Below are 20,033 nucleotides of genomic sequence, written 5' to 3' on the forward strand. Positions count from 1 at the left end.
TGAGCGATATGAAAAATAAAAATGGATTAGTTGCATTTGCGTTAATAGGTTTAGCAGCAGGTGCTGCAGCATGGTATTTATTAGGTACTGATGATGGCAAGAAACAATTAAGTCGTGCTAATGACGGAATTAAAGATCTGACTCGTTCTCTAAAAGATGTATCAAAAAGAGAAGCAAAAAGAGCTCGGAAATTAGCAAACCAGGCTTCCGAAGAACTACATGCTTTAAAAAATAAAGCTGCTGAAGGATTTGGATCATTGAAAGATAAAGCTTCTGATGAAGTGGATGCTTTAAAAAATAAAGCAAAAGAAGTAGGCAGAGAAGCATTGAATAATACCAATAGCGCTGCTCATAAATTAGCAGATCATGTTGACGATGCTGTCGATACAGCAAAAAGCAAAGTTGATAAAGCCTAAAACCTTTTAAAATTTACTTCCTCGTTGCACTATTCATTCAGCTTATTACATTTCATTTGTATCTTTGCGCTGTATGAATTTACTACAACAAGTAAAAACTTTAGTCTATAAAGATGCTATTCTAGAGTGGCGATCCAAATATGCCATCAATAGCATTTTACTATATGTAATATCTACAGTATTTGTTTGCTATCAAGCATTCAAATCTGTAGATGCTACGATATGGAACGCTTTATTTTGGATTATCATGCTCTTCGCATCGGTGAATGCCATCAATAAGAGTTTCACACAAGAAAACCAACAACGCCAACTTTATTACTACTCCATCGTAAATCCCAAAGCAGTTATACTCGCTAAAATTTTTTATAATATGTGTTTAATGGCATTCTTGGCCGTTGTTGCATATATAACCTACTCCGTAATTTTCAAAAACCCATTAGGTGATCCCGCTTTATACTTTTTTGCGGTCATCTTGGGCAGTGTCAGCTTTGCTTCTGTTTTCACTATGGTTTCGGGTATTACTTCAAAAGCTGGAAATAACAGCACCTTAATGGCTATCCTGAGTTTTCCTGTTATTATTCCGTTGCTTATCGTACTGATTAAGCTGTCACAGAATGCAATGCAGGGCATGGATAGAGCAGAAAGTTTGAATGAAATCGTCGTTTTAATTGCAATTAATATCATCACAATCACTGTTTCTTTATTGTTATTTCCTTACCTTTGGCGTGATTAATTGCACAATTACAGTTTTTAAATATTCATAAAAATGAGAAAAAGTTGGTGGAAAATTTTGGCAGTAGTCTTAATTTCATTGGTCATCATTGCAGGGCTACTAGGTCCAGTACCTGCTTTATTCCTTCTTCATGAAACCATCCGAAATATTTATTTCCATGTCCCGATGTGGTTTGCAATGCTATTCCTTTATACAATATCTGTTATCTACAGTATCAAGTACTTGAATACGGGCAAGCAAGAGTATGATTTAATGGCAGTAGAAGCTGTAAACACAGGAATTACATTTTGTTTTATGGGATTAGCGACAGGTATGCTATGGGCAAATATTACCTGGGGAGAAGCATGGCCCAATGATCCTAAATTGAATGGATCTGCAATTGCGACATTGATGTACTTGGCCTACTTGGTCTTAAGAAATGCGCTTGAAGAGGAACAGAAAAGAGCTAAAATATCCGCGGTATATAATATTTTTGCTTTTCCTATCATGATTGTTTTGCTTTATATCTTACCAAAACTGACTGATTCACTGCACCCAGGAAGCGGAGGAAATAACGCATTCAGTAGCCTGGATATGAACAATCAAATACGACCGGTATTTTATACAGCTGTCATTGGCTGGATTTTGATCGGTACTTGGATGTTTACCTTACGCTATCGCTTACGTATCATCGAACAGAAGCAAAATGAAATTAATTAATTTTTTGAAAAATCTTATTACACTTGATATGAAAAAGTTATCACTATCGATCGCTTTAGTCTTCATGACAACATTAAACATCTTTGCACAAAGCGAAATTGATATGGCGACTGGACTAAGAAGTTCAGGTAAAATATATGTGGTTGTTTTGGTTATGCTTGTTTTGTTCTTAGCTATAGCTGGTTATTTGTTTATCCTGGATAGGAAAATAACAAGATTAGAAAAGAAACAAAATCAAAAATAATTTTACAATATCATCTTATAAAAGGCAATGCTATCATATCAAAAATGTGATGGCATTGTTGGTTTTAATCAACCTAATTCGGAATTAAATAGTAATATTGCAGAGAACAACTTGTAACAAGGCATACATGATTATCAGTCAATTTAGGAAATTCACGCCCATTAATATCGTTCTTCTTATACTTATAGGATTTTTCTTATGTTTTGGTGTATTCATTCATCTGCCCGAAAGCCTGACTCCTATCCTATTTGAGCCCGCACTGGGCAATTTACTCGGAAAGGACGGTATCAATACCTTATCACCGCAAATGAATGTGCTGGTGACATTAGGATTAACCATTATTCAAGCGACCATCCTAAATCGAATCATCGGTCATTTCAACTTGTTGGGTAAACCAAGTTTTCTTGTTGCATTGATGTATTTGACTTTAGCCAGTTTGTTTTTACCATTTCTGGTTATATCACCTACCCTGATCTGTAATTTCATATCCGTTTGGATGCTGAGCAAATTATTAAGCCTATACCGCCAGCAAGATATCAAGGCGCTGATGTTTGACCTGGGCATGATCGTAGCTATCGGTAGCTTGATCTATTTCCCTTTCATCATCATGTTTCTATTACTTTGGATCAGTCTTATTATTTTCAGACCATTTAACTGGAGAGAATGGATTTCACCGTTGTTGGGTTTTGCAACCATCTATTTTATTCTTGCAGTAATCTACCTCTGGTTAGGGAGATTTAAGGATTTCTATAGCATCTGGCTACCGCTGACGAAAACATTTCCAACAACAGTAACGATGGAAATTCATGATTACTTTGTACTTATACCCATCGTATTTAATTTGATACTTTTTCTCATCATTCTAAAAGATAATTTTTTTAAGAGCGTAGTACATATTCGAAAATCATTTCAGCTCTTATTTTTCATGTTGTTATTAGCAGTTGGTTCCTTTTATTGGAACAAGCAAATAACCGAAACACACTTTCTACTATGTGCACCTCCATTAGCAATTTATATGGCTTATTATTTCACACATGCAAAGAAAAAATGGCTTTTTGAGAGTGTATACGCAATCATTATTTTAACAATACTGTATTTTCAGTTTTTCTAAAATTTTAACTATCAGGAGTTTAACCTTTTTTAACAAAATCAACTCTACAAGGTCGCAAAAATTAAATAGTTTTGTATGCTGATAGGATCATCTTAAAATATAAATTTGAACAGATTTTTAACCCGTTATACCGATCTTTTCGCATATTTTTAGAATCTTTGAAACACAAAACTTTAATATATTATTTATATAAAATAAAAGTTTCGCAACTTTAATCTATAATCATGCAGAAACGCTTTTTAAGCTCCATTACAAGTAAAGTACCTCAAGTGTTATTGACTTTAGGCTTATTATACAGCTCGTCAGCAGCATTTGCGCAGAAGTCGACGTCTGCATCACCTTATTCACAATTTGGCTTGGGTCAAATGCGAGAAGATCTACTACCTCAACATCGCGCGATGGGTGGCTTATCCACGGGTGTCCGTTACTTCGGTTCAGTTTATAATACCAATCCTAGTAATCCAGCTTCATACTCTGCCGCTCAATTCAGTACTTTTGATGCTGGTCTATATGGAAATTTCACGCAATTGAGTTCGAAAAATAAGTCGGATAATACAGCAGATTTTGCTTTCAGTCATATCACAATGACTTTCCCAATGAAAAAAGCGGGGGGTATCAGTATCGGTCTTTTACCATACTCAGATTTAGGTTACAACTCAAACAGCACACAAAAAATAGATACTGTTAATTACAGAAAAACATTTACTGGAGAAGGTGGGTTAACAAAAGCTTATTTCGGATACGGTGTCAATATCACCAAGAATTTCAGTGTCGGAGCTAATATTTCTTACTTATTTGGTACGTTAAATGATTTTAGCCGACTTGAATTACCCTTTAACTACGGTCTGAACGTACAACAACAAGATAAACGTGAAATCCAAGGCGTAAGCTTTGACTACGGGGCTCAATATTACAAAACAATCAATAAAGAATATTCTATAACAGTTGGTTATTCGGGATCATTGAATAATGCAATCCATGACCGTACAACATCATTTGTGACACGTACGCTACCCTCAAACAATAGTGACGACACAAACATCGCTTTGGATACAGTAAGTCAAACTGACCGAACAAGAAGAGATTTAAACCTTCCATTAAAACATAATGTCGGTATTACTTTTGCCAGAACAAACCGTTGGTTGGTAGGTGCAGAATTTAAATATGCAGACTGGTCTAAATTTCAGGTAAGAAAAGGCGAAGAAAACTTAAAAACAAATTATGGTTTTGCAATCGGTGGACAAATCACACCAGATCCAACTTCTTTTAAATACACCAGCTTAATGGATTACCGTATCGGCTTCCGTTATAACAGAACGCAATACTTCATCAACAAACAGGATATCAATGATATGGCTATTACCTTTGGGGTTGGCCTTCCATTAGCAAGAAATCCTTATTCAGGTGCATTTTCTAAAATCAATATCTCTGCAGAACTTGGACAAATGGGAACCATGAACAATAGCCTGATCAGAGAGAGATACGTCAACTTGAATGTTGGTTTTACTTTAAATGACCGTTGGTTTAGAAGAAACTCCATTGATTAATCAAGAGACTGATATGGCAACATATACAATTGCCTCAAAAAAGCATTATACATTGCCTCTACTGCTCCTCATTGCAGTAGGGGCAATCTTCTTTACAGCTTGTGAACCCGATTTAAAAGAAGTAGATCGGATCGCTAATCTTAAAAAAGAAGAAGCCGTTGATATCTCTCGTCACGTGGACGTCATCTATAGCGATTCAACGATCGTAAAAGCACGGATGACAGCTCCTGAAATGCGCATTAAACATGATAGTACACAAGTGTATGAATTTCCTAAAGGTATCCAGATCATATTCTATGATAAAGATGTTAAAGAAACACAACGTATTATCTCGGATTATGCGATTCAGCATGAAGCGGCAAAAACAACAACTTTCAAAAAGAACGTTGTCGTAACGATGGCAGACGGGTCAATCATTAAAACAGATGAAATCATCTACGATGAAGGCAAAGAATCTTTCTATAATAATATGCCTATAACGGCCTATTTCAAAGATAATAGAGGTAACCTGCAAGGATCTTCCTTTACTTCTGATAAGGATTTTAAAAAAATAAATATCCAAAATTCAACAGGTGTCATGCTCGTAAAAGACAATAGTATGTTCCCTTCATTTGGTCAATAAAATTTGCTCAAAACAAATTTGGATGAAATAAGTTTCCCTTAATCAGAAATAATTACTCTTTTTTTTATAAAAATTGTATCTTGCACCGCATTTAGGCATACTATTTCCTAAATAATGGTATTTTAAGTATTTAAACAATAATAAACACAATAAACAGACTATGGGATTAATGAGCTTTTTGCGCAACCGAGCTGGTTTCATTTTAACTGGAGCTATGGCTGTGGCAATTCTAGCATTTTTATTAGGAGATGTTGTCAAATCTGGAACTCCGTTTTGGGCTAAAAACCAAAATCGCGTAGCAGAAATAAATGGAGAGAAAATCGATTTCCAAGAATTCAACCAACAAGTTGATCAAACAGCAGAAATGTTTAAGCAACAAATGGGTGGTAACTTGACTCCTCAAATGAAATCATATGCTGTACAACAGGTATGGAATCAATTGTTGCAAAAAGAAATCCTAAAAAGCGAAATTGAAAAAATCGGCTTAGAGGTTGGTAAGAATGAATTAAATGATTTAGTAACTGGTAATCGTCCTTCTAATCAAATCGTTCAAGCTTTTACTGATCCACAGACAGGTCAATTTAATCGTAACCAATTGTTAACATTCATTTCACAATTAAACACTGCAGGTAATCCTCAGGCGGCACAACAGTGGGAAATGTTATTAGCAGCTGTAAAGGAAGAACGTTTGAACAATAAATACTCAAGCTTATTAAACAACAGTGTTTATGTTACATCTTTAGAAGCTAATGATGAATATCAACAACGCAATAAATTAGCAAATTTCAAATATGTATTATTGGATTATGCTGGCGTTAAGGATAGTGAAATTAAAATCACGGATGCTGACTATCAAGCATATTACGATGAGCATAAAAACTCATTTAAAAATCAAGAAGAAACTCGCTCTATCGAGTATGTTGTTGTAGATGCACGTCCTACTGCAAAAGATATCGATTATGCAAAAGAGACTATCAATAGATTGAAAACTGAATTAGCAGCTTCAACAAACGATTCTTTATTTGCATCGATCAACTCCGACAATAAATACCCTTACACTTTTGTTAAAAAAGGTCAATTAAGTCCAGCATTGGATTCAGTACTTTTCAATGTTCCGGCTGGAACTATTGTTGGTCCTTACGAATCTAACGGTCTATTTGAAATTGCTAAAGTAGCACAAACAACTGTTGGACCTGACTCCGTAAAAGCTAGTCACATTTTATTGAATGCAACTGCTGAAGGTGGTGTTCAGAAAGCATTAGCAAAAGCAGACTCAATCAAAGGTTTATTAGCGAAGGGAGAAAGCTTCTCTTCACTAGCTGTCCAATTCAGTACTGACCAAGGTAGTAAAGTAAATGGCGGCGAACTTGGAACATTCCCTCGTGGACAAATGGTTCCTGTTTTTGATAACGCTGTATTCAATGGAAAAACAGGTGATATTAAAGTTGTGGAATCACAATTTGGTGTACATATCATCAAAATCGAGAATCAAATTGGTTCTGCAAAATATGTTAAAGCTGCGATCGTAGATAAAGCGATTATCAGCGGTAAAGAAACATTAAACACGGCACATAGCAAAGCAAATGCTTTCTTGACTGCAGCTACAGCACAAAACTTTGCTCAAGAAGCTCAAAAATTAGGATTGAAAGCAACTACTGCAACTCGTGTTTTAGCAATGGATAATACATTAGACGGCAATGAAGCTCCAAGAGAATTGATCAAATGGGCATTCGAAGCTAAAAAAGATGATATTTCTGATCGTGTTTTTGAAACAGAACAATCGTATATATTAGCACGCCTTGTAGATGTACAACCTAAAGGTATCTTGCCTTTAGCAACTGTAAAAAAAGATATTGAGCCTGCTGTAAAAAATGCAGTTAAAGCAAAACTATTGACAGAGAAAATGAATGCTGCCTTAAGCGGTGCTAGCTCTCTTGATCAGGTAGGACAGAAATTAGGTAAAACTCCAGTAGCAGTTGAAAATATCGTATTGGCAAATCCAGTTATCCCTGGAGTTTCTTTAGAAAACAAAGTGGTAGGTACGGTATTTGGTTTACAACCGAACAAACCATCTAAAGCAATTGAAGGTGCACAAGGTGTATACGCTGTTCAAGTGAATGGCTTTGTTAACCCTGCTGCGATTCCTGATTTAAATGCTCAGAAAAAACAAATTTTAGCCGGAAAACTGCAACGTTCTTGGGCTTCAATTTTCAAAGCTTTACAAGATAAATCAGAAATCACTGACAATCGCGTGAAATTCTTTTAAGATAATTTTAATTAACTTTGTAGCCGGACGAGTATATCGTCCGGCTTTTTTATTATTTGATATGGATATTCAAACCGACATTGTAAATAAAGTTGCTCAGAGTGGTATTATCACTGTAGATCTTGCGAAGTTCAAGCCAACAGGTGAACTTGTTGAATATGATATTAAAGACAATCTATTTCATGGCCTGATCTTAAAAGAGAAAGACTTTAGAGATTTTATAAAAACACATGACTGGTCAGCATATGCGGGCAAACATGTCGCAATTACATGTTCGACTGATGCTATTGTCCAGACATGGGCATATATGCTCTTAGCGACCAAATTAGAACCATTTGCAAAGACTGTTGTATTTGGAGATCTTGTTGAACTGGAACGTATACTGTACGCCCAAACTATAGCCGAAATTGACATGTCTGAATATACAGATCAACGCGTAGTTGTGAAAGGATGTGGAGATATCAAAATTCCAGAATCGGCTTTCGTTCAGTTCACTACTGCCTTGGCAAAAGTTGCGAAAAGTATCATGTATGGAGAACCTTGTTCTACCGTTCCTGTCTTTAAACGTAAATAGCGGTATTCGTAATTTCAAAATATTTTTGTATTCTTACGTATATGAAAAAGCTAGTCTCGTTAATACTCTTAGTGCTCAGTTTCTGCGGTCAGATATTTGCTCAAGAACTTCCTCATTTGAAAGAATCCGCTTTTAAAGGCGGAGAAAAATTAGAGTACAAATTAAAGTATGGTTTTCTCTCTGCGGCAACTGGCCTATTGACGGTAACAGATACTAAATCAGGTAGTGGGGCGCCTGCATTTCGGTTATATGCAACTGGGAAAACTGCCGGAGCATTTGCTTTATATACAGTAAAGAACGAATACAACTCCTATATAGATGGTAAGACTTATCTTCCTTATTATTACACTGAAAACATCCGAGAAGGAGGCTACAGAAGGAATGATAAGGTTACTTTCGACCAAAAGACAAGATCAGTAAGCGGAAACAAAGGAGACTTTAAAAGTGTAGTATCTCAAACATTTGATTTACTATCAGCATACTATTTTGCGCGCAATTTGGACCTTTCGTCTGTCAAGCCAGGAGAGTCATTTAAATTGACTTATTTCTTAAACGACGAAATCGCCACATTAGGCATCAAATATATTGGTGTAGAAACCATAAAAACAGATTTAGGATCATTAGAATGTCTTAAATTCAGTCCTGAAATAAAGCCAGGTCGAATTTTCAAGAAAAACAGTAAGTTATATCTTTGGGTAACCAATGATGGGAATCGTATCCCAGTAAAAGCTAACGTAGACATTTTAATTGGTTCTGTGACATTAGAACTCTTAAAAGCCGAAGGCTTGAAACATAAACTCGGACAGCGTGCGAGTTATTCAAAATAAAAAAATATCATGATAGAAGTAGGAAATGTATTAGTGCACGAAGATTTGATTAACAATGATTTCGTATGCAATCTTTCCAAATGCAAAGGCATTTGCTGTATAGAAGGAGATTCCGGCGCTCCATTAAAACAAAATGAGCTGGCCATACTTGCGGAGATATATCCTAAAGTAAAACCTTACATGACAGCTAAGGGTATAGAAGCCATAGAAGATCAAGGCACACATGTGATTGATATGGACGGAGATTTAACAACCCCATGTGTCGATGGCAATAAAGAATGTGCATATGTTACCTGGGAAAATGGTATCACAAAATGTGCCATTGAGAAAGCATATGAGCTTGGAGATATCAACTGGAAAAAGCCAATTTCCTGTCACCTATACCCTATTCGCACGACAAATTATCCTGAATTTGATGTGCTTCATTACGACAGATGGCACATCTGCAAAGATGCATGTACTTTTGGAAAAGAACTACAGGTTCCCGTATACAAGTTTCTAAAAGACCCGTTGATTCGGGAATATGGTGACGAATGGTACCAAAAATTAGAGAATGCGGTAGATTCATTATAATCTATTGCTTATATTTATAGACATTTAAGGAGATTATAGTGGTTTTTAACCATCTTGCATGCTGAAATTAAAAGAAATACAACGTCCCATCCTCAAGGAATTGGCAACTTTTGAAACTGAATTTAAAGCTTCAATGAAAAGTTCAATCCCTCTATTAGATCGTATTACAGGATATATTGTGAAAACCAAAGGAAAACAGATGCGTCCAATGTTTGTTTTCTTTTCGGCAGGCCTGTGCAACGGTATAAAAGAATCCACCTATCGTGGCGCTTCCTTAGTTGAGTTACTTCATACAGCGTCATTGGTCCATGATGATGTTGTAGATAATGCAAATGAACGAAGAGGTTTCTTTTCTGTGAACGCACTCTGGAAAAATAAAGTATCCGTTCTAGTCGGAGATTTTTTACTTTCCAAAGGATTGCTTCTCTCAGTAAAGCATCATGAATATGACTTACTGAAAATTGTTTCAGAGGCCGTTGAACAAATGAGTGAAGGTGAATTATTACAGATTGAAAAAGCGCGGAAACTGGATATCGAAGAATCAATCTATTTTGAAGTCATCCGTCAGAAGACAGCTTCATTGATTGCTTCCTGTTGTGCTTGTGGAGCATCATCTTCGGGAGCCGATGCGGCGACCGTTCAGAAACTACATGCATTTGGCGAAAAAATCGGTATCGCTTTTCAGATAAAAGATGATTTATTTGATTTTGGAGTCGACGATGTGGGCAAGCCACTCGGTAATGATATCAAAGAGAAAAAAATGACTCTACCACTGATATATGCATTGAGTCAAGCGGACAAATCAGAAAAAAGAAGAATCATCAATCTGGTAAAAAACCATAATGATGACAATAAAAAAGTAGCAGAAGTCATCGCGTTTGTAAGACAAAGTGGTGGATTGGAATATGCAACAGAAAAAATGTTGGATTACCAAAAAGATGCTTTTAAAATATTAGATGAATTTCCTGATAATGAATATAAAACAGGGTTACTACAACTTGTCAAATTTACAACTGAAAGAAAAAAATAGAAAATGAGTCACGAGATCATGTTTTTTGGAGGATTTTTAATCTTCATTATTTTAATGTTAGCGATCGATTTAGGAGTGTTTTCGAAAGGAGACAAAACTGTATCTCTAAAAAGTGCCGCCATCATGAGTATAATCTGGGTATTATTAGCATTAGGCTTCTACTGGGTGTTACGTCACTATGGCCATGAATTACACAACATTCAAGATCTAGATCATCTGCAACAAGTCATCAAAGCTCATCTGCATGACGTTAAAATCATACCTGGAGATCTGGAAGGAAGTATTGCGTTATACAATAATAACCTAGCCCTAGAATTTATAACAGGCTATGTAGTAGAATATGCCCTATCTGTCGATAATATCTTCGTTATGGTGCTCTTATTTTCATCTTTTGGTATTCCAGAACGTTACTACCATAAAGTATTGGTATGGGGCGTAATTGGAGCCGTATTAATGCGTTTCATATTCATCTTCTTAGGAGCAGCATTGATTACAAAATTCGGGTGGATCTTATACATCTTCGGAGGATTCTTATTGATTACCGGTATTAAGATGTTCTTAAATAGAAATCAAGAGGAAGAAGTGGATCCACAAAACCATCCTGTGGTAAAATTTGCATCTAAATATTTTAAGGTAACGCCTAAATTAGATGGTGGTCACTTTTTCCATATTGAAAATGGTGTCAAATATATGACACCTTTATTCTTGGTTCTGTTGGTAATTGAATTTACCGATTTGATTTTTGCTGTAGATTCTATTCCAGCGATCTTCTCGGTAACAAAAGATGCATACGTCGTATTTTTCTCTAATATCTTCGCGGTATTAGGATTGCGTTCGATGTTCTTCTTATTGGTTAATATCATTCACAAATTCCATTACTTGAAGGTAGGATTAGCATTTTTACTAATCTTCATTGGATTAAAAATGTTACTGCATCACTGGTTGGTACAAATTGGTTTTTCAACATCACATTCATTGATTATTATCGTCAGTATTTTGGTGATCAGTGTCGTCGCGTCATTGGTATTTCCTAAAAAACCAGATCTCAAAATAGAAAATTAATAAAAAACGGGGCTTTAAAAGCCCCGTTTTTTTGTTAAGCACAATTTTATTACAATCAAATTGTAAGAATGTCATGATGGTAAATGAATTTATTTTTAATTTAGCATCATAAAATCATTAACTTTTAAAAAATGAATTGGAATAAATCACTCGTATTGGCAGCATCACTATTTGCAGCTTCATTACAAGTAGTAAAGGCTCAGGATAATTTAATCAATGCCTTAAAAACAAATCAAAATGATAACAGTAAGGCTGGCTTCACTTTTACCGAAATCATTAATCTAAAAAATACTTCGATCAAAAACCAAGGTTCTTCCGGTACTTGTTGGTCATATTCTGGGAATTCATTCCTCGAGTCTGAAATGATCCGTATGGGAAAAGAACCTGTAGAAATTTCACAGATTTTCTCTGCTCGTAATACTTATTTAGGAAAAGCAAAAAACTACGTGCGTTTACACGGCGGATTATCTTTAGGCGAAGGTGGACAATTTCATGATGTTTTAAATGCGTTCCGCCACTATGGTGCTTTGCCACAAACAGAGTACACAGGCCTACACTATGGATCTGATAAAAACAACTTTGGTGAAATGACCAATATGTTGGATGCCATGTTAGCTACTTTTGTAAAAAGCAAAACGTTAACTCCAAACTGGGAAAAAGCGTACACTGCCGCAATGGATTCCTACCTAGGTGAAGTCCCTAAAAACTTCCAATACAAAGGTAAAAGCTATACACCACGTACATTTGCTGATCAAGTAATTGGTATTAACCCTGATGAATATGTCGGTATTGCCTCTGTTACAGATCAACCTTACTACAATAAATTTGTATTATTGATTCCTGATAACTGGTCATTTGATAATTTTTATAATGTTCAAATCAATGACCTAACTGATATCATTGATAATGCATTGAATAATGGTTATACAGTAGCGTGGGCAACAGATGTTTCTGAGAAAAGCTTTAGCTGGAAAAATGGTGTGGCTTATGTCCCTGCAAAACCATTCGAGCAAATGACCCCACAAGAACAACAAGAAATGTTTGTTGGACCAAAACCTGAGGCTAAAATTACAGCTGAACAAAGACAGACTGCTTTCGACAACTACCAAACAACTGATGATCACGGTATGCACATCGTTGGATTAGCCAAAGATCAAACAGGTAAAGAATATTATATCGTTAAAAACTCTTGGGGTGTGACAAACGATTATAAAGGTTACTTGTATGTAACAAAAGAGTTTGTTCGTTACAAAACAACATCACTTTTAGTTCATAAAGACGGGATTCAAAAAGGTTTAAAGTCCAAAATGAAGATCTAGGCTTATAAAAAGCACCATTCTACAAATAGGTTACAGAAATAAATTTCTGTAACCTATTTTTTTTACAATTTTATTACATAACTTTAATTTCAAGAAATGATTAAGTGAGCAACTTCTTAGAGACTGGTTATGAAAAAGATATTATTATTCCTCCTTATTTTACCCTTTGCCGTTATAGGTCAAGAAAAAGGAATAACATTTGAGCACGGATTGAACTGGAGCCAAATTAAAGAAAAAGCAAAAAAAGAAAACAAATTTATCTTTGTGGATTTGTTTACTACCTGGTGTGGTCCTTGTAAATACATGAGTGCTAGTGTATTTCCACAAACAAAAGTGGGAGATTTCTTCAATTCTAAATTTGTTAACGCCAAAATCCAAATGGATAAAACGGACAAGGATAGTGAAGAAGTGAAAGCATGGTATGAAGAAGCCGAACGGTTCGGTAAAGACTACAAAATTGCCGCATATCCTACCTTCTTAATTTTCAATCCTCAAGGTGAACTTGTGCACCGTATGGTCGGAGGTGGCGATGCTGATGAATTCATTGAGCGGAGTAAAGATGCTTTAAAATCTGAAACACAGTATTATGCCTTGTTAAAAGCGTTTAACGAGAATCCAACAGACTTATCCTTAGCGCACCGTATGGTTAGAGCTGCGAACACAGCTTATGATGAAGCTACTGTGACACAAGCTGAAGATATCATTATCTCCCATACCAAACCTGAAAATTTAACGAAAGAATGTGCTGCCTATCTCGTGGCAAACACACGCACATCCCGATCTAAAGCTTTCGAGCTACTACGGGATAATCCTGAAAAAATTGATGCTTTATTAGAAAAAAACGGTGCGGCAAATCGTGTACTTGCCACTGTGGCCATCAATGAAGTATTAGGAACTAAAATCGATTTCAATACAGAACCTAATTGGGAAGCTTTAAAAACAGAAATTTCCGACAAATACACAAATATCAATTTTGACCCAATCTTCAAATTGATGAAGGCACAGTATTATGTACAATCGCGTAATTGGTCTTCTTTAACAAATATTGTTGACAGCTATTTAACATCAGAAGATCTAAATTCAAATCAATTGAATAGTTATGCTTGGGAAATTTTTGAAAACAGTACCGATGCGGCATGTTTAGACGCAGCTTTAAAATGGAGCAAAAGAGCTGTAGAACAAGATGTAAAAAGCGCATACTTAGACACCTATGCCAATCTATTGTATAAAAAAGGAGATAAGATAAATGCTATAAAATGGCAAGAAGAAGCATTATCTCTAGCGACAGAAGGCGAACAAGATAACTATCAGGATACACTAGCTAAAATGAAAAGTGATATCCCAACCTGGAATTTATAATACTCTTGAACATAATTATTAAATAGAAAAAGGGTTGAAAATTATTTATTTTCAACCCTTTTCGATACCGCAGAAATTATTAACTGTCTTTCAATGATTTCATATCGATTACAAAACGGTACTTCACATCTGATTTAATCATACGTTCGTATGCATTATTGATATCTTGAATATTGATAACCTCAACATCTGAAACGATCTGGTGTTCACCACAGAAATCTAACATTTCCTGCGTCTCTTTGATACCACCGATCAACGATCCTGCTAAGTGTCTACGCTTACCGATCAGCAAACCACCATGAACTCCAGGCAATGGCTCTACAGCTCCTACAATACACATTGTTTTATCCAATTTTAAAAGACTTAAATATGGATTAACGTCATGACCCACTGGAATTGTATTCAATAAAAAATCAAACGTATTTGCATGCGCCTGCAATTGTGACGCATCTTTAGAAATCAAAACTTCATCAGCACCTAATTTCTTTGCATCTTCACCCTTTTCTGGAGAAGTTGTAATCATGACAACATGTGCACCCATCGCTTTCGCAAATTTAACACCCATATGCCCCAATCCTCCAAGACCAATTACACCAACTTTATCACCTTTTTTCACATTCCAGTGACGCAAAGGCGACCATGTTGTAATACCTGCGCACAATAAAGGAGCAGCTGCTTTCACATCAATTGTTGTCGGGATACTCAGAACAAAATCTTCCTCTACAACGATATTCTCCGAGTAGCCACCATAGGTAATACCACCATGTTTAGATTTAGCACTGTTATAAGTGCCGATCATCCCACTTTCACAGTACTGCTCCAACCCTTCATCACAAGGATTACAGTGCTTGCATGATTCGACCATACAGCCTACACCAACAAGGTCACCGACCTCATATTTTGTCACATTTGGCCCTACGGCCAATACACGTCCAATAATTTCATGACCAGGAACTACGGGGTAATGAGGCTGTCCCCATTCTGCTCTTGCTGTATGAATGTCACTATGGCAAACACCACAATATTCAATATCAATAAAAACATCCTTATCCTGCAAATCCCGGCGTTGAATCTGATGTGGTTTTAAATCTTCGGCCTCCGAAAAGGCTGCATATGCTTTTGTACTCATCTTAGTTTGTTTTAAGTAAAAGTAGCTCTTTTAATAAAAAATCCACTCTTGTCAGGAGTGGATTTACTTTGAAATGATATTTATTTTAGTGCTTTAATTCCCATATTCCACAGGGTAAAAGCATATTTATCAGCTGTTTCATTAATCACCACTTCTGTAGAACGGCCTGCCCCATGCCCAGCTTTTGTTTCAATCCGAATGAGAACAGGACGATCACACTTCTGTTTTGCCTGTAGTTCTGAAACAAACTTATAAGAATGTGCAGGCACTACACGGTCATCATGATCTCCGGTGGTAACCAAAGTCGCAGGATAACAAACACCTTCTTTAACATTATGTACAGGTGAATATCCCTTCAGATAATCAAACATCTCTTTGCTGTCATTAGCAGTACCATAATCATATCCCCAACCTGCTCCTGCTGTAAATGTATGATAACGTAACATATCCAGCACTCCTACTGCTGGTAAAGCTACTTTTGCAATAGTTGGATCTAACGTAATGGTTGCCCCAACGAGCAATCCTCCATTTGAACCTCCAGATAGTGCAGTATAATCAGGAGAAGTATAGCCATTGCTCTGTAAATACTTTGCTGCGGCAATAAAATCGTTAAACACATTCAGCTTATTAAACTGACGGCCACCATCATGCCATTTTTGACCATATTCACCTCCACCTCGTAAGTTTGCGACAGCATATACGCCACCATTTTGAATCCAATTGGCTGTAGATACACTAAAACCGGGAGTCAAACTGATATTAAAGCCACCATAACCGTAAACAATGGTCGGATTTTTACCATCCAGCTTCAATCCCTTTTTGTGCGTGATGATCATTGGAACTTTTGTTCCATCTTTTGATGTGTAGAAAACTTGTTTAGATTCAAACTCATCTGAATTGAACTTCACTTTAGGTTTAATATAAACCTCAGATTGTCCATTGTCTACATTAAATGTAAAACTTGTAGATGGGGTGATGTAATTTGAAAAACCGTAATAGATTGTTTTTTCCTTTTTCTTGCCGGAGAAACCTGCAGCAGTTCCTACACCCGGTAATTTGATCTCACGGATTTTTTTTCCTGTATAATCGTATTGCTCAATAACTGAGATTGCATCTTTAAGATAATTAGCAAATAAATAACCGCCACCAGTCGAAACTTCAAGAACATTTTCCGTTTGAGGAATAACATCAATCCAGTTCTTCGACTCAGGTTGACGAATGTTCATCTTCACCAATTTATTATTTGGTGCATTTAAATTTGTTTGCACATAAAAAGTATCGCCATCATTATCAATGATACTTGTGTTACTGTCAAATCCACTTAAGATGTTGATGATCTTACTTCCAGGCTTAGATAAATCCTGTACATACAATTCATTGCCGGTCGTTGTATTTGCGGCAGAAATGATTAAAAACCGCTCATCATCCGTTAAGTTGGCACCGATATAACGGCGTTGAACAGCAGCTCCACCGAAAATCATTTTATCTTTTGCCTGAGCGGTACCTAGTTGATGAAAATAAACTTTATGCTGATCTGTTTTCTCCGATAATTCTGAGCCTTTCGGTTTATCATAGCTGGAGTAATAAAATCCAGTATTCCCCTTCCAGGCAATACCTGAGAATTTGATATCAATTAACGTCTCACCAATTTGTTTTTTATCAGCAGTATTCAAAATAATTACTTTTCTCCAATCCGAGCCTCCTTCTGAAATAGAATAAGCCATCAAACTACCGTCTTTTGAAAAACTTACATCTGACAAAGAAGTTGATCCATCTTTAGAAAATGTATTTGGATCTAAAAAGACCTCTTCCTTTCCACCTTTATTTGATTTTCTATATAGAACGGCGTGTTGCTGCAAACCATCATTTTTATAAAAATAAGTATAAGCACCTTCTATAAAAGGAGTTCCAACTTTCTCATAATTCCAAATATCTGTCAATTGTTGTTTCAGCTGATCGCGATATGGAATCTGAGCTAAATAATCATATGTCACTTTATTTTGCGCAACAACCCAAGATTTTGTATCCGCTGCTAAGTCATTTTCCAACCAACGGTAAGGATCTGGCACTGATTCGCCAAAGAACTGATCAACTACCTGACCTTTTTTTGTTTCTGGATATTTCAATTCTTGTGCGTTTCCAAGATGTACGGACGACATAGCTATTACTGTTAAAATTAAACTCAGTTTTTTATTCATGTTTTTTTCAAATGAGGTTATAAACAAATTTAATAAATTATAACGTGTTTCAGCGTCGCTTAAATAATTAGATTAGGCAAACATTTTTTCAACAAAATTCGTTTACTACAGAAAATATCGCAAATTGCCTAAGTATAAATTAACATCGAATGATTCATAAAATATTTTTAACGCTAAGTGTACTAACTGCTGCCAGCTTAACAACAGTATTTGCACAACCTAATCAAGCGTTACCGATCAATCAATACCGGGCCACAGAGACTAAAATCAATGATTTGGTCCATACTAAACTGAATGTAAAATTTGATTACGGAAAACGCTACCTATATGGAGAAGAATGGTTGACGCTAAAACCTCACTTCTATCCGACCGACTCTTTACGCTTAGATGCCAAGGGGATGGACATAAAAGAGATTGCATTACAAGAAGGTAATCAAAAAACACCACTCAAATATGATTATGATGGCGAATCGCTATTCATTAACTTAGGAAAACCATTTCAAGGGACCGAGAAATACACCATTTATATAGCCTACACTTCTAAACCAGATGAATTAAAAGCCAAAGGCAGTGCGGCAATTTCCGATGCAAAAGGATTGTATTTTATCAACCCGGATGGAAAAGTTCCAAATAAACCGATCCAGATATGGACACAGGGTGAAACGGAGGCCTCTTCGGCCTGGTTTCCTACCATAGATAAACCAAATCAAAAAACTACTTCTGAAATCTCCATTACGGTGCAGGACCACTATACAACCCTTTCTAATGGAGCGTTAACAGCACAGCATAAAAATACGGATGGTACCCGAACAGATACTTGGGAAATGACCCAAGCTCATGCTCCATACTTATTTATGATGGCCGTTGGTGATTTCAAAATAACAAATGATCACTACAAATCCATTCCGGTAGATTATTACCTCGAACCAAAATACGCTCCATATGCGAAAGATATATTCGGCAAAACACCAGCAATGATGGCTTACTACAGTCAAATTTTAGGCGTAGAATATCCCTGGAATAAATATGCCCAAGTAGTTGCGCGAGACTATGTATCGGGAGCTATGGAAAATACAACCGCAACTTTACATGGTGAACCGGTACAAAAGACAACACGGGAATTACTAGATGATAATGAGGAAGGAACTATTGCCCATGAACTATTTCATCAATGGTTCGGTGATTTAGTAACAGCCGAATCATGGTCAAATCTGACCATGAATGAATCTTTTGCAACATTTGGAGAGGTGATATGGCGCGGTCATGATGGCGGACAAGATAAAGAAGATAAATCTCGGTTTGAAAAACTGCAAAGTTATTTAAGATCGACCAAAAATGGAATAAGCCCTACCTTAGCACGCTTTCATTATAACGATAAAGAAGATATGTTTGATAATATTTCCTATTCAAAAGGATCGGTCATTCTCTATGCATTAAAAAATCAGATGGGAGATGCTGCTTTCTATAAATCGTTACAAAAATATTTAACAGACAATGCCCATAAAACAGGAGAAACGCACCAGCTTCGACTTGCTATGGAAGAAATAACAGGTAAAGATTGGAGTCCATATTTCAATCAATGGTATTATCAAGGCGGTCATCCTATTTTAAATATCCAATATAGTTATGAAAATGGGACGCAGAAATTAGCCATTAAGCAGATGCAGGATGTCAGCGTACAAACGTTCACTTTACCTTTAAGCATCGATTTTTATACGGCAAATGGAAAAGAGACTAAAACTATTCTTATTAATCAGCGAGCACAGGAATTTAGTTTTCCTTTTGAACAAAAGCCTGATTTTATCGATTTTGATCCTACTAAAATATTGGTTGGTGAGGTCATCGATAATAAAACAATGTCCGACTATACGTATCAATATCAAAATGTACCGACCTATTATAACCGTATTAAAGCAATTGGATATGCCTTACACAATAAAAATACGGAAACAACAAAATTGTTGATAGAAGCATTAAACGACAAAGAAGAAGATCTTAGAGCTGCTGCAATTCAAGGATTGGATTTAACAGACCCATCCGTTAAAAATAGTGTTGAAGCAAAAATTATCTCCATGGCGCAACAGGATCCCAAAACGAAAGTAAGAGCTTCAGCATTGGTCGCATTAGGAAATAGCGGTAATCATAAATACTTGCCTATTATTGAAAAAGGTCTAAAAGAACAATCCTATGCTGTATTAAGTGCATCATTGTTGGCCATAAAAAAAATCGTTCCTTCAAAATTGAATAAATCAATTGAATCATTGGATTCCGAAGCAAAAGCATATTTAGCACCATTCATCAAACAGCTTACAGAAAAACGCTGA

At 36.1% G+C, this 20,033-nt stretch carries 18 protein-coding genes; 16 read left to right on the forward strand and 2 right to left on the reverse strand.

Features of this window, described 5'->3' with window-relative positions:
- Window positions 1–8 precede the first annotated feature (8 nt).
- From FHR29_RS17860 to FHR29_RS17930, 15 genes are all read left to right on the forward strand, one after another.
- A complete protein-coding gene (locus FHR29_RS17860; protein ID WP_031287862.1) occupies window positions 9–416 on the forward strand; it encodes a hypothetical protein in 408 nt (135 codons plus the stop codon).
- A 73-nt stretch (window positions 417–489) separates the two neighbouring features.
- Window positions 490–1,149, forward strand: a complete 660-nt coding sequence (locus tag FHR29_RS17865) for a heme exporter protein CcmB (protein ID WP_183916122.1) — start codon at window positions 490–492, stop codon at window positions 1,147–1,149.
- Between the two features lie 33 nt (window positions 1,150–1,182).
- The gene (gene ccsA / locus FHR29_RS17870; protein WP_183916124.1) at window positions 1,183–1,848 is read left to right on the forward strand and encodes a cytochrome c biogenesis protein; all 666 of its coding nucleotides are present in this window, start codon (window positions 1,183–1,185) and stop codon (window positions 1,846–1,848) included.
- Between the two features lie 28 nt (window positions 1,849–1,876).
- The gene (locus FHR29_RS17875) at window positions 1,877–2,092 is read left to right on the forward strand and encodes a CcmD family protein (RefSeq protein ID WP_183916127.1); all 216 of its coding nucleotides are present in this window, start codon (window positions 1,877–1,879) and stop codon (window positions 2,090–2,092) included.
- Window positions 2,093–2,219: 127 nt separating this feature from the next.
- Window positions 2,220–3,203 (forward strand): DUF6427 family protein, encoded by a 984-nt coding sequence (locus tag FHR29_RS17880; protein WP_021189315.1) that lies wholly within the window; start codon window positions 2,220–2,222, stop codon window positions 3,201–3,203.
- Between the two features lie 224 nt (window positions 3,204–3,427).
- Window positions 3,428–4,750, forward strand: coding sequence for a hypothetical protein (locus tag FHR29_RS17885; RefSeq protein WP_183916129.1), 1,323 nt, complete (start codon window positions 3,428–3,430; stop codon window positions 4,748–4,750).
- A gap of 13 nt (window positions 4,751–4,763) precedes the next feature.
- Complete coding sequence (lptC, locus tag FHR29_RS17890) at window positions 4,764–5,372, forward strand: LPS export ABC transporter periplasmic protein LptC (protein WP_183916131.1); 609 nt, start codon at window positions 4,764–4,766, stop codon at window positions 5,370–5,372.
- Window positions 5,373–5,532: 160 nt separating this feature from the next.
- Entirely contained in the window at window positions 5,533–7,638 is a 2,106-nt protein-coding gene (locus FHR29_RS17895; RefSeq protein ID WP_132843869.1) for a SurA N-terminal domain-containing protein, read from the forward strand.
- Window positions 7,639–7,699: 61 nt separating this feature from the next.
- The gene (locus tag FHR29_RS17900; RefSeq protein WP_132772493.1) at window positions 7,700–8,212 is read left to right on the forward strand and encodes a DUF2480 family protein; all 513 of its coding nucleotides are present in this window, start codon (window positions 7,700–7,702) and stop codon (window positions 8,210–8,212) included.
- Between the two features lie 41 nt (window positions 8,213–8,253).
- Window positions 8,254–9,039 (forward strand): DUF3108 domain-containing protein, encoded by a 786-nt coding sequence (locus tag FHR29_RS17905; RefSeq protein ID WP_132772494.1) that lies wholly within the window; start codon window positions 8,254–8,256, stop codon window positions 9,037–9,039.
- 9 nt (window positions 9,040–9,048) lie between these two features.
- A complete protein-coding gene (locus FHR29_RS17910) occupies window positions 9,049–9,612 on the forward strand; it encodes a DUF3109 family protein (RefSeq protein ID WP_132772496.1) in 564 nt (187 codons plus the stop codon).
- A gap of 58 nt (window positions 9,613–9,670) precedes the next feature.
- Window positions 9,671–10,642 (forward strand): polyprenyl synthetase family protein, encoded by a 972-nt coding sequence (locus FHR29_RS17915; protein WP_132772498.1) that lies wholly within the window; start codon window positions 9,671–9,673, stop codon window positions 10,640–10,642.
- Window positions 10,643–10,645: 3 nt separating this feature from the next.
- On the forward strand, window positions 10,646–11,704 hold the full coding sequence (locus tag FHR29_RS17920) for a TerC/Alx family metal homeostasis membrane protein (RefSeq protein WP_021189307.1): 1,059 nt from the start codon (window positions 10,646–10,648) through the stop codon (window positions 11,702–11,704).
- Window positions 11,705–11,835: 131 nt separating this feature from the next.
- Complete coding sequence (locus FHR29_RS17925) at window positions 11,836–13,023, forward strand: aminopeptidase C (protein ID WP_183916133.1); 1,188 nt, start codon at window positions 11,836–11,838, stop codon at window positions 13,021–13,023.
- 129 nt (window positions 13,024–13,152) lie between these two features.
- Entirely contained in the window at window positions 13,153–14,382 is a 1,230-nt protein-coding gene (locus FHR29_RS17930; RefSeq protein ID WP_183916135.1) for a thioredoxin fold domain-containing protein, read from the forward strand.
- Window positions 14,383–14,461: 79 nt separating this feature from the next.
- On the opposite strand, the gene FHR29_RS17935 is transcribed toward FHR29_RS17930, so the two are convergent.
- On the reverse strand, window positions 14,462–15,511 hold the full coding sequence (locus FHR29_RS17935) for an NAD(P)-dependent alcohol dehydrogenase (protein WP_183916137.1): 1,050 nt from the start codon (window positions 15,509–15,511) through the stop codon (window positions 14,462–14,464).
- Between the two features lie 80 nt (window positions 15,512–15,591).
- On the reverse strand, window positions 15,592–17,709 hold the full coding sequence (locus FHR29_RS17940) for a prolyl oligopeptidase family protein (protein WP_183916139.1): 2,118 nt from the start codon (window positions 17,707–17,709) through the stop codon (window positions 15,592–15,594).
- 149 nt (window positions 17,710–17,858) lie between these two features.
- On the opposite strand from FHR29_RS17940, the gene FHR29_RS17945 reads away from it, so the two are divergent.
- Complete coding sequence (locus tag FHR29_RS17945; protein ID WP_183916141.1) at window positions 17,859–20,033, forward strand: M1 family aminopeptidase; 2,175 nt, start codon at window positions 17,859–17,861, stop codon at window positions 20,031–20,033.

This window comes from Sphingobacterium sp. JUb56, from assembly GCF_014191365.1.
GTDB lineage: Bacteria > Bacteroidota > Bacteroidia > Sphingobacteriales > Sphingobacteriaceae > Sphingobacterium > Sphingobacterium anhuiense.

Excerpts from the sequence above, each read along its gene's own strand:
- FHR29_RS17875 (WP_183916127.1), top strand. The coding sequence starts at position 1,877 with ATGAAAAAGTTATCACTATCGATCGCTTTAGTCTTCATGACAACATTA.
- FHR29_RS17865 (WP_183916122.1), top strand. The coding sequence starts at position 490 with ATGAATTTACTACAACAAGTAAAAACTTTAGTCTATAAAGATGCTATT.
- FHR29_RS17880 (WP_021189315.1), top strand. The coding sequence starts at position 2,220 with ATGATTATCAGTCAATTTAGGAAATTCACGCCCATTAATATCGTTCTT.
- FHR29_RS17935 (WP_183916137.1), bottom strand. The coding sequence starts at position 15,511 with ATGAGTACAAAAGCATATGCAGCCTTTTCGGAGGCCGAAGATTTAAAA.
- FHR29_RS17900 (WP_132772493.1), top strand. The coding sequence starts at position 7,700 with ATGGATATTCAAACCGACATTGTAAATAAAGTTGCTCAGAGTGGTATT.
- FHR29_RS17940 (WP_183916139.1), bottom strand. The coding sequence starts at position 17,709 with ATGAATAAAAAACTGAGTTTAATTTTAACAGTAATAGCTATGTCGTCC.
- ccsA (WP_183916124.1), top strand. The coding sequence starts at position 1,183 with ATGAGAAAAAGTTGGTGGAAAATTTTGGCAGTAGTCTTAATTTCATTG.
- FHR29_RS17925 (WP_183916133.1), top strand. The coding sequence starts at position 11,836 with ATGAATTGGAATAAATCACTCGTATTGGCAGCATCACTATTTGCAGCT.
- FHR29_RS17920 (WP_021189307.1), top strand. The coding sequence starts at position 10,646 with ATGAGTCACGAGATCATGTTTTTTGGAGGATTTTTAATCTTCATTATT.
- FHR29_RS17915 (WP_132772498.1), top strand. The coding sequence starts at position 9,671 with ATGCTGAAATTAAAAGAAATACAACGTCCCATCCTCAAGGAATTGGCA.
- FHR29_RS17910 (WP_132772496.1), top strand. The coding sequence starts at position 9,049 with ATGATAGAAGTAGGAAATGTATTAGTGCACGAAGATTTGATTAACAAT.
- FHR29_RS17895 (WP_132843869.1), top strand. The coding sequence starts at position 5,533 with ATGGGATTAATGAGCTTTTTGCGCAACCGAGCTGGTTTCATTTTAACT.
- FHR29_RS17860 (WP_031287862.1), top strand. The coding sequence starts at position 9 with ATGAAAAATAAAAATGGATTAGTTGCATTTGCGTTAATAGGTTTAGCA.
- FHR29_RS17930 (WP_183916135.1), top strand. The coding sequence starts at position 13,153 with ATGAAAAAGATATTATTATTCCTCCTTATTTTACCCTTTGCCGTTATA.
- FHR29_RS17885 (WP_183916129.1), top strand. The coding sequence starts at position 3,428 with ATGCAGAAACGCTTTTTAAGCTCCATTACAAGTAAAGTACCTCAAGTG.
- FHR29_RS17945 (WP_183916141.1), top strand. The coding sequence starts at position 17,859 with ATGATTCATAAAATATTTTTAACGCTAAGTGTACTAACTGCTGCCAGC.
- FHR29_RS17905 (WP_132772494.1), top strand. The coding sequence starts at position 8,254 with ATGAAAAAGCTAGTCTCGTTAATACTCTTAGTGCTCAGTTTCTGCGGT.
- lptC (WP_183916131.1), top strand. The coding sequence starts at position 4,764 with ATGGCAACATATACAATTGCCTCAAAAAAGCATTATACATTGCCTCTA.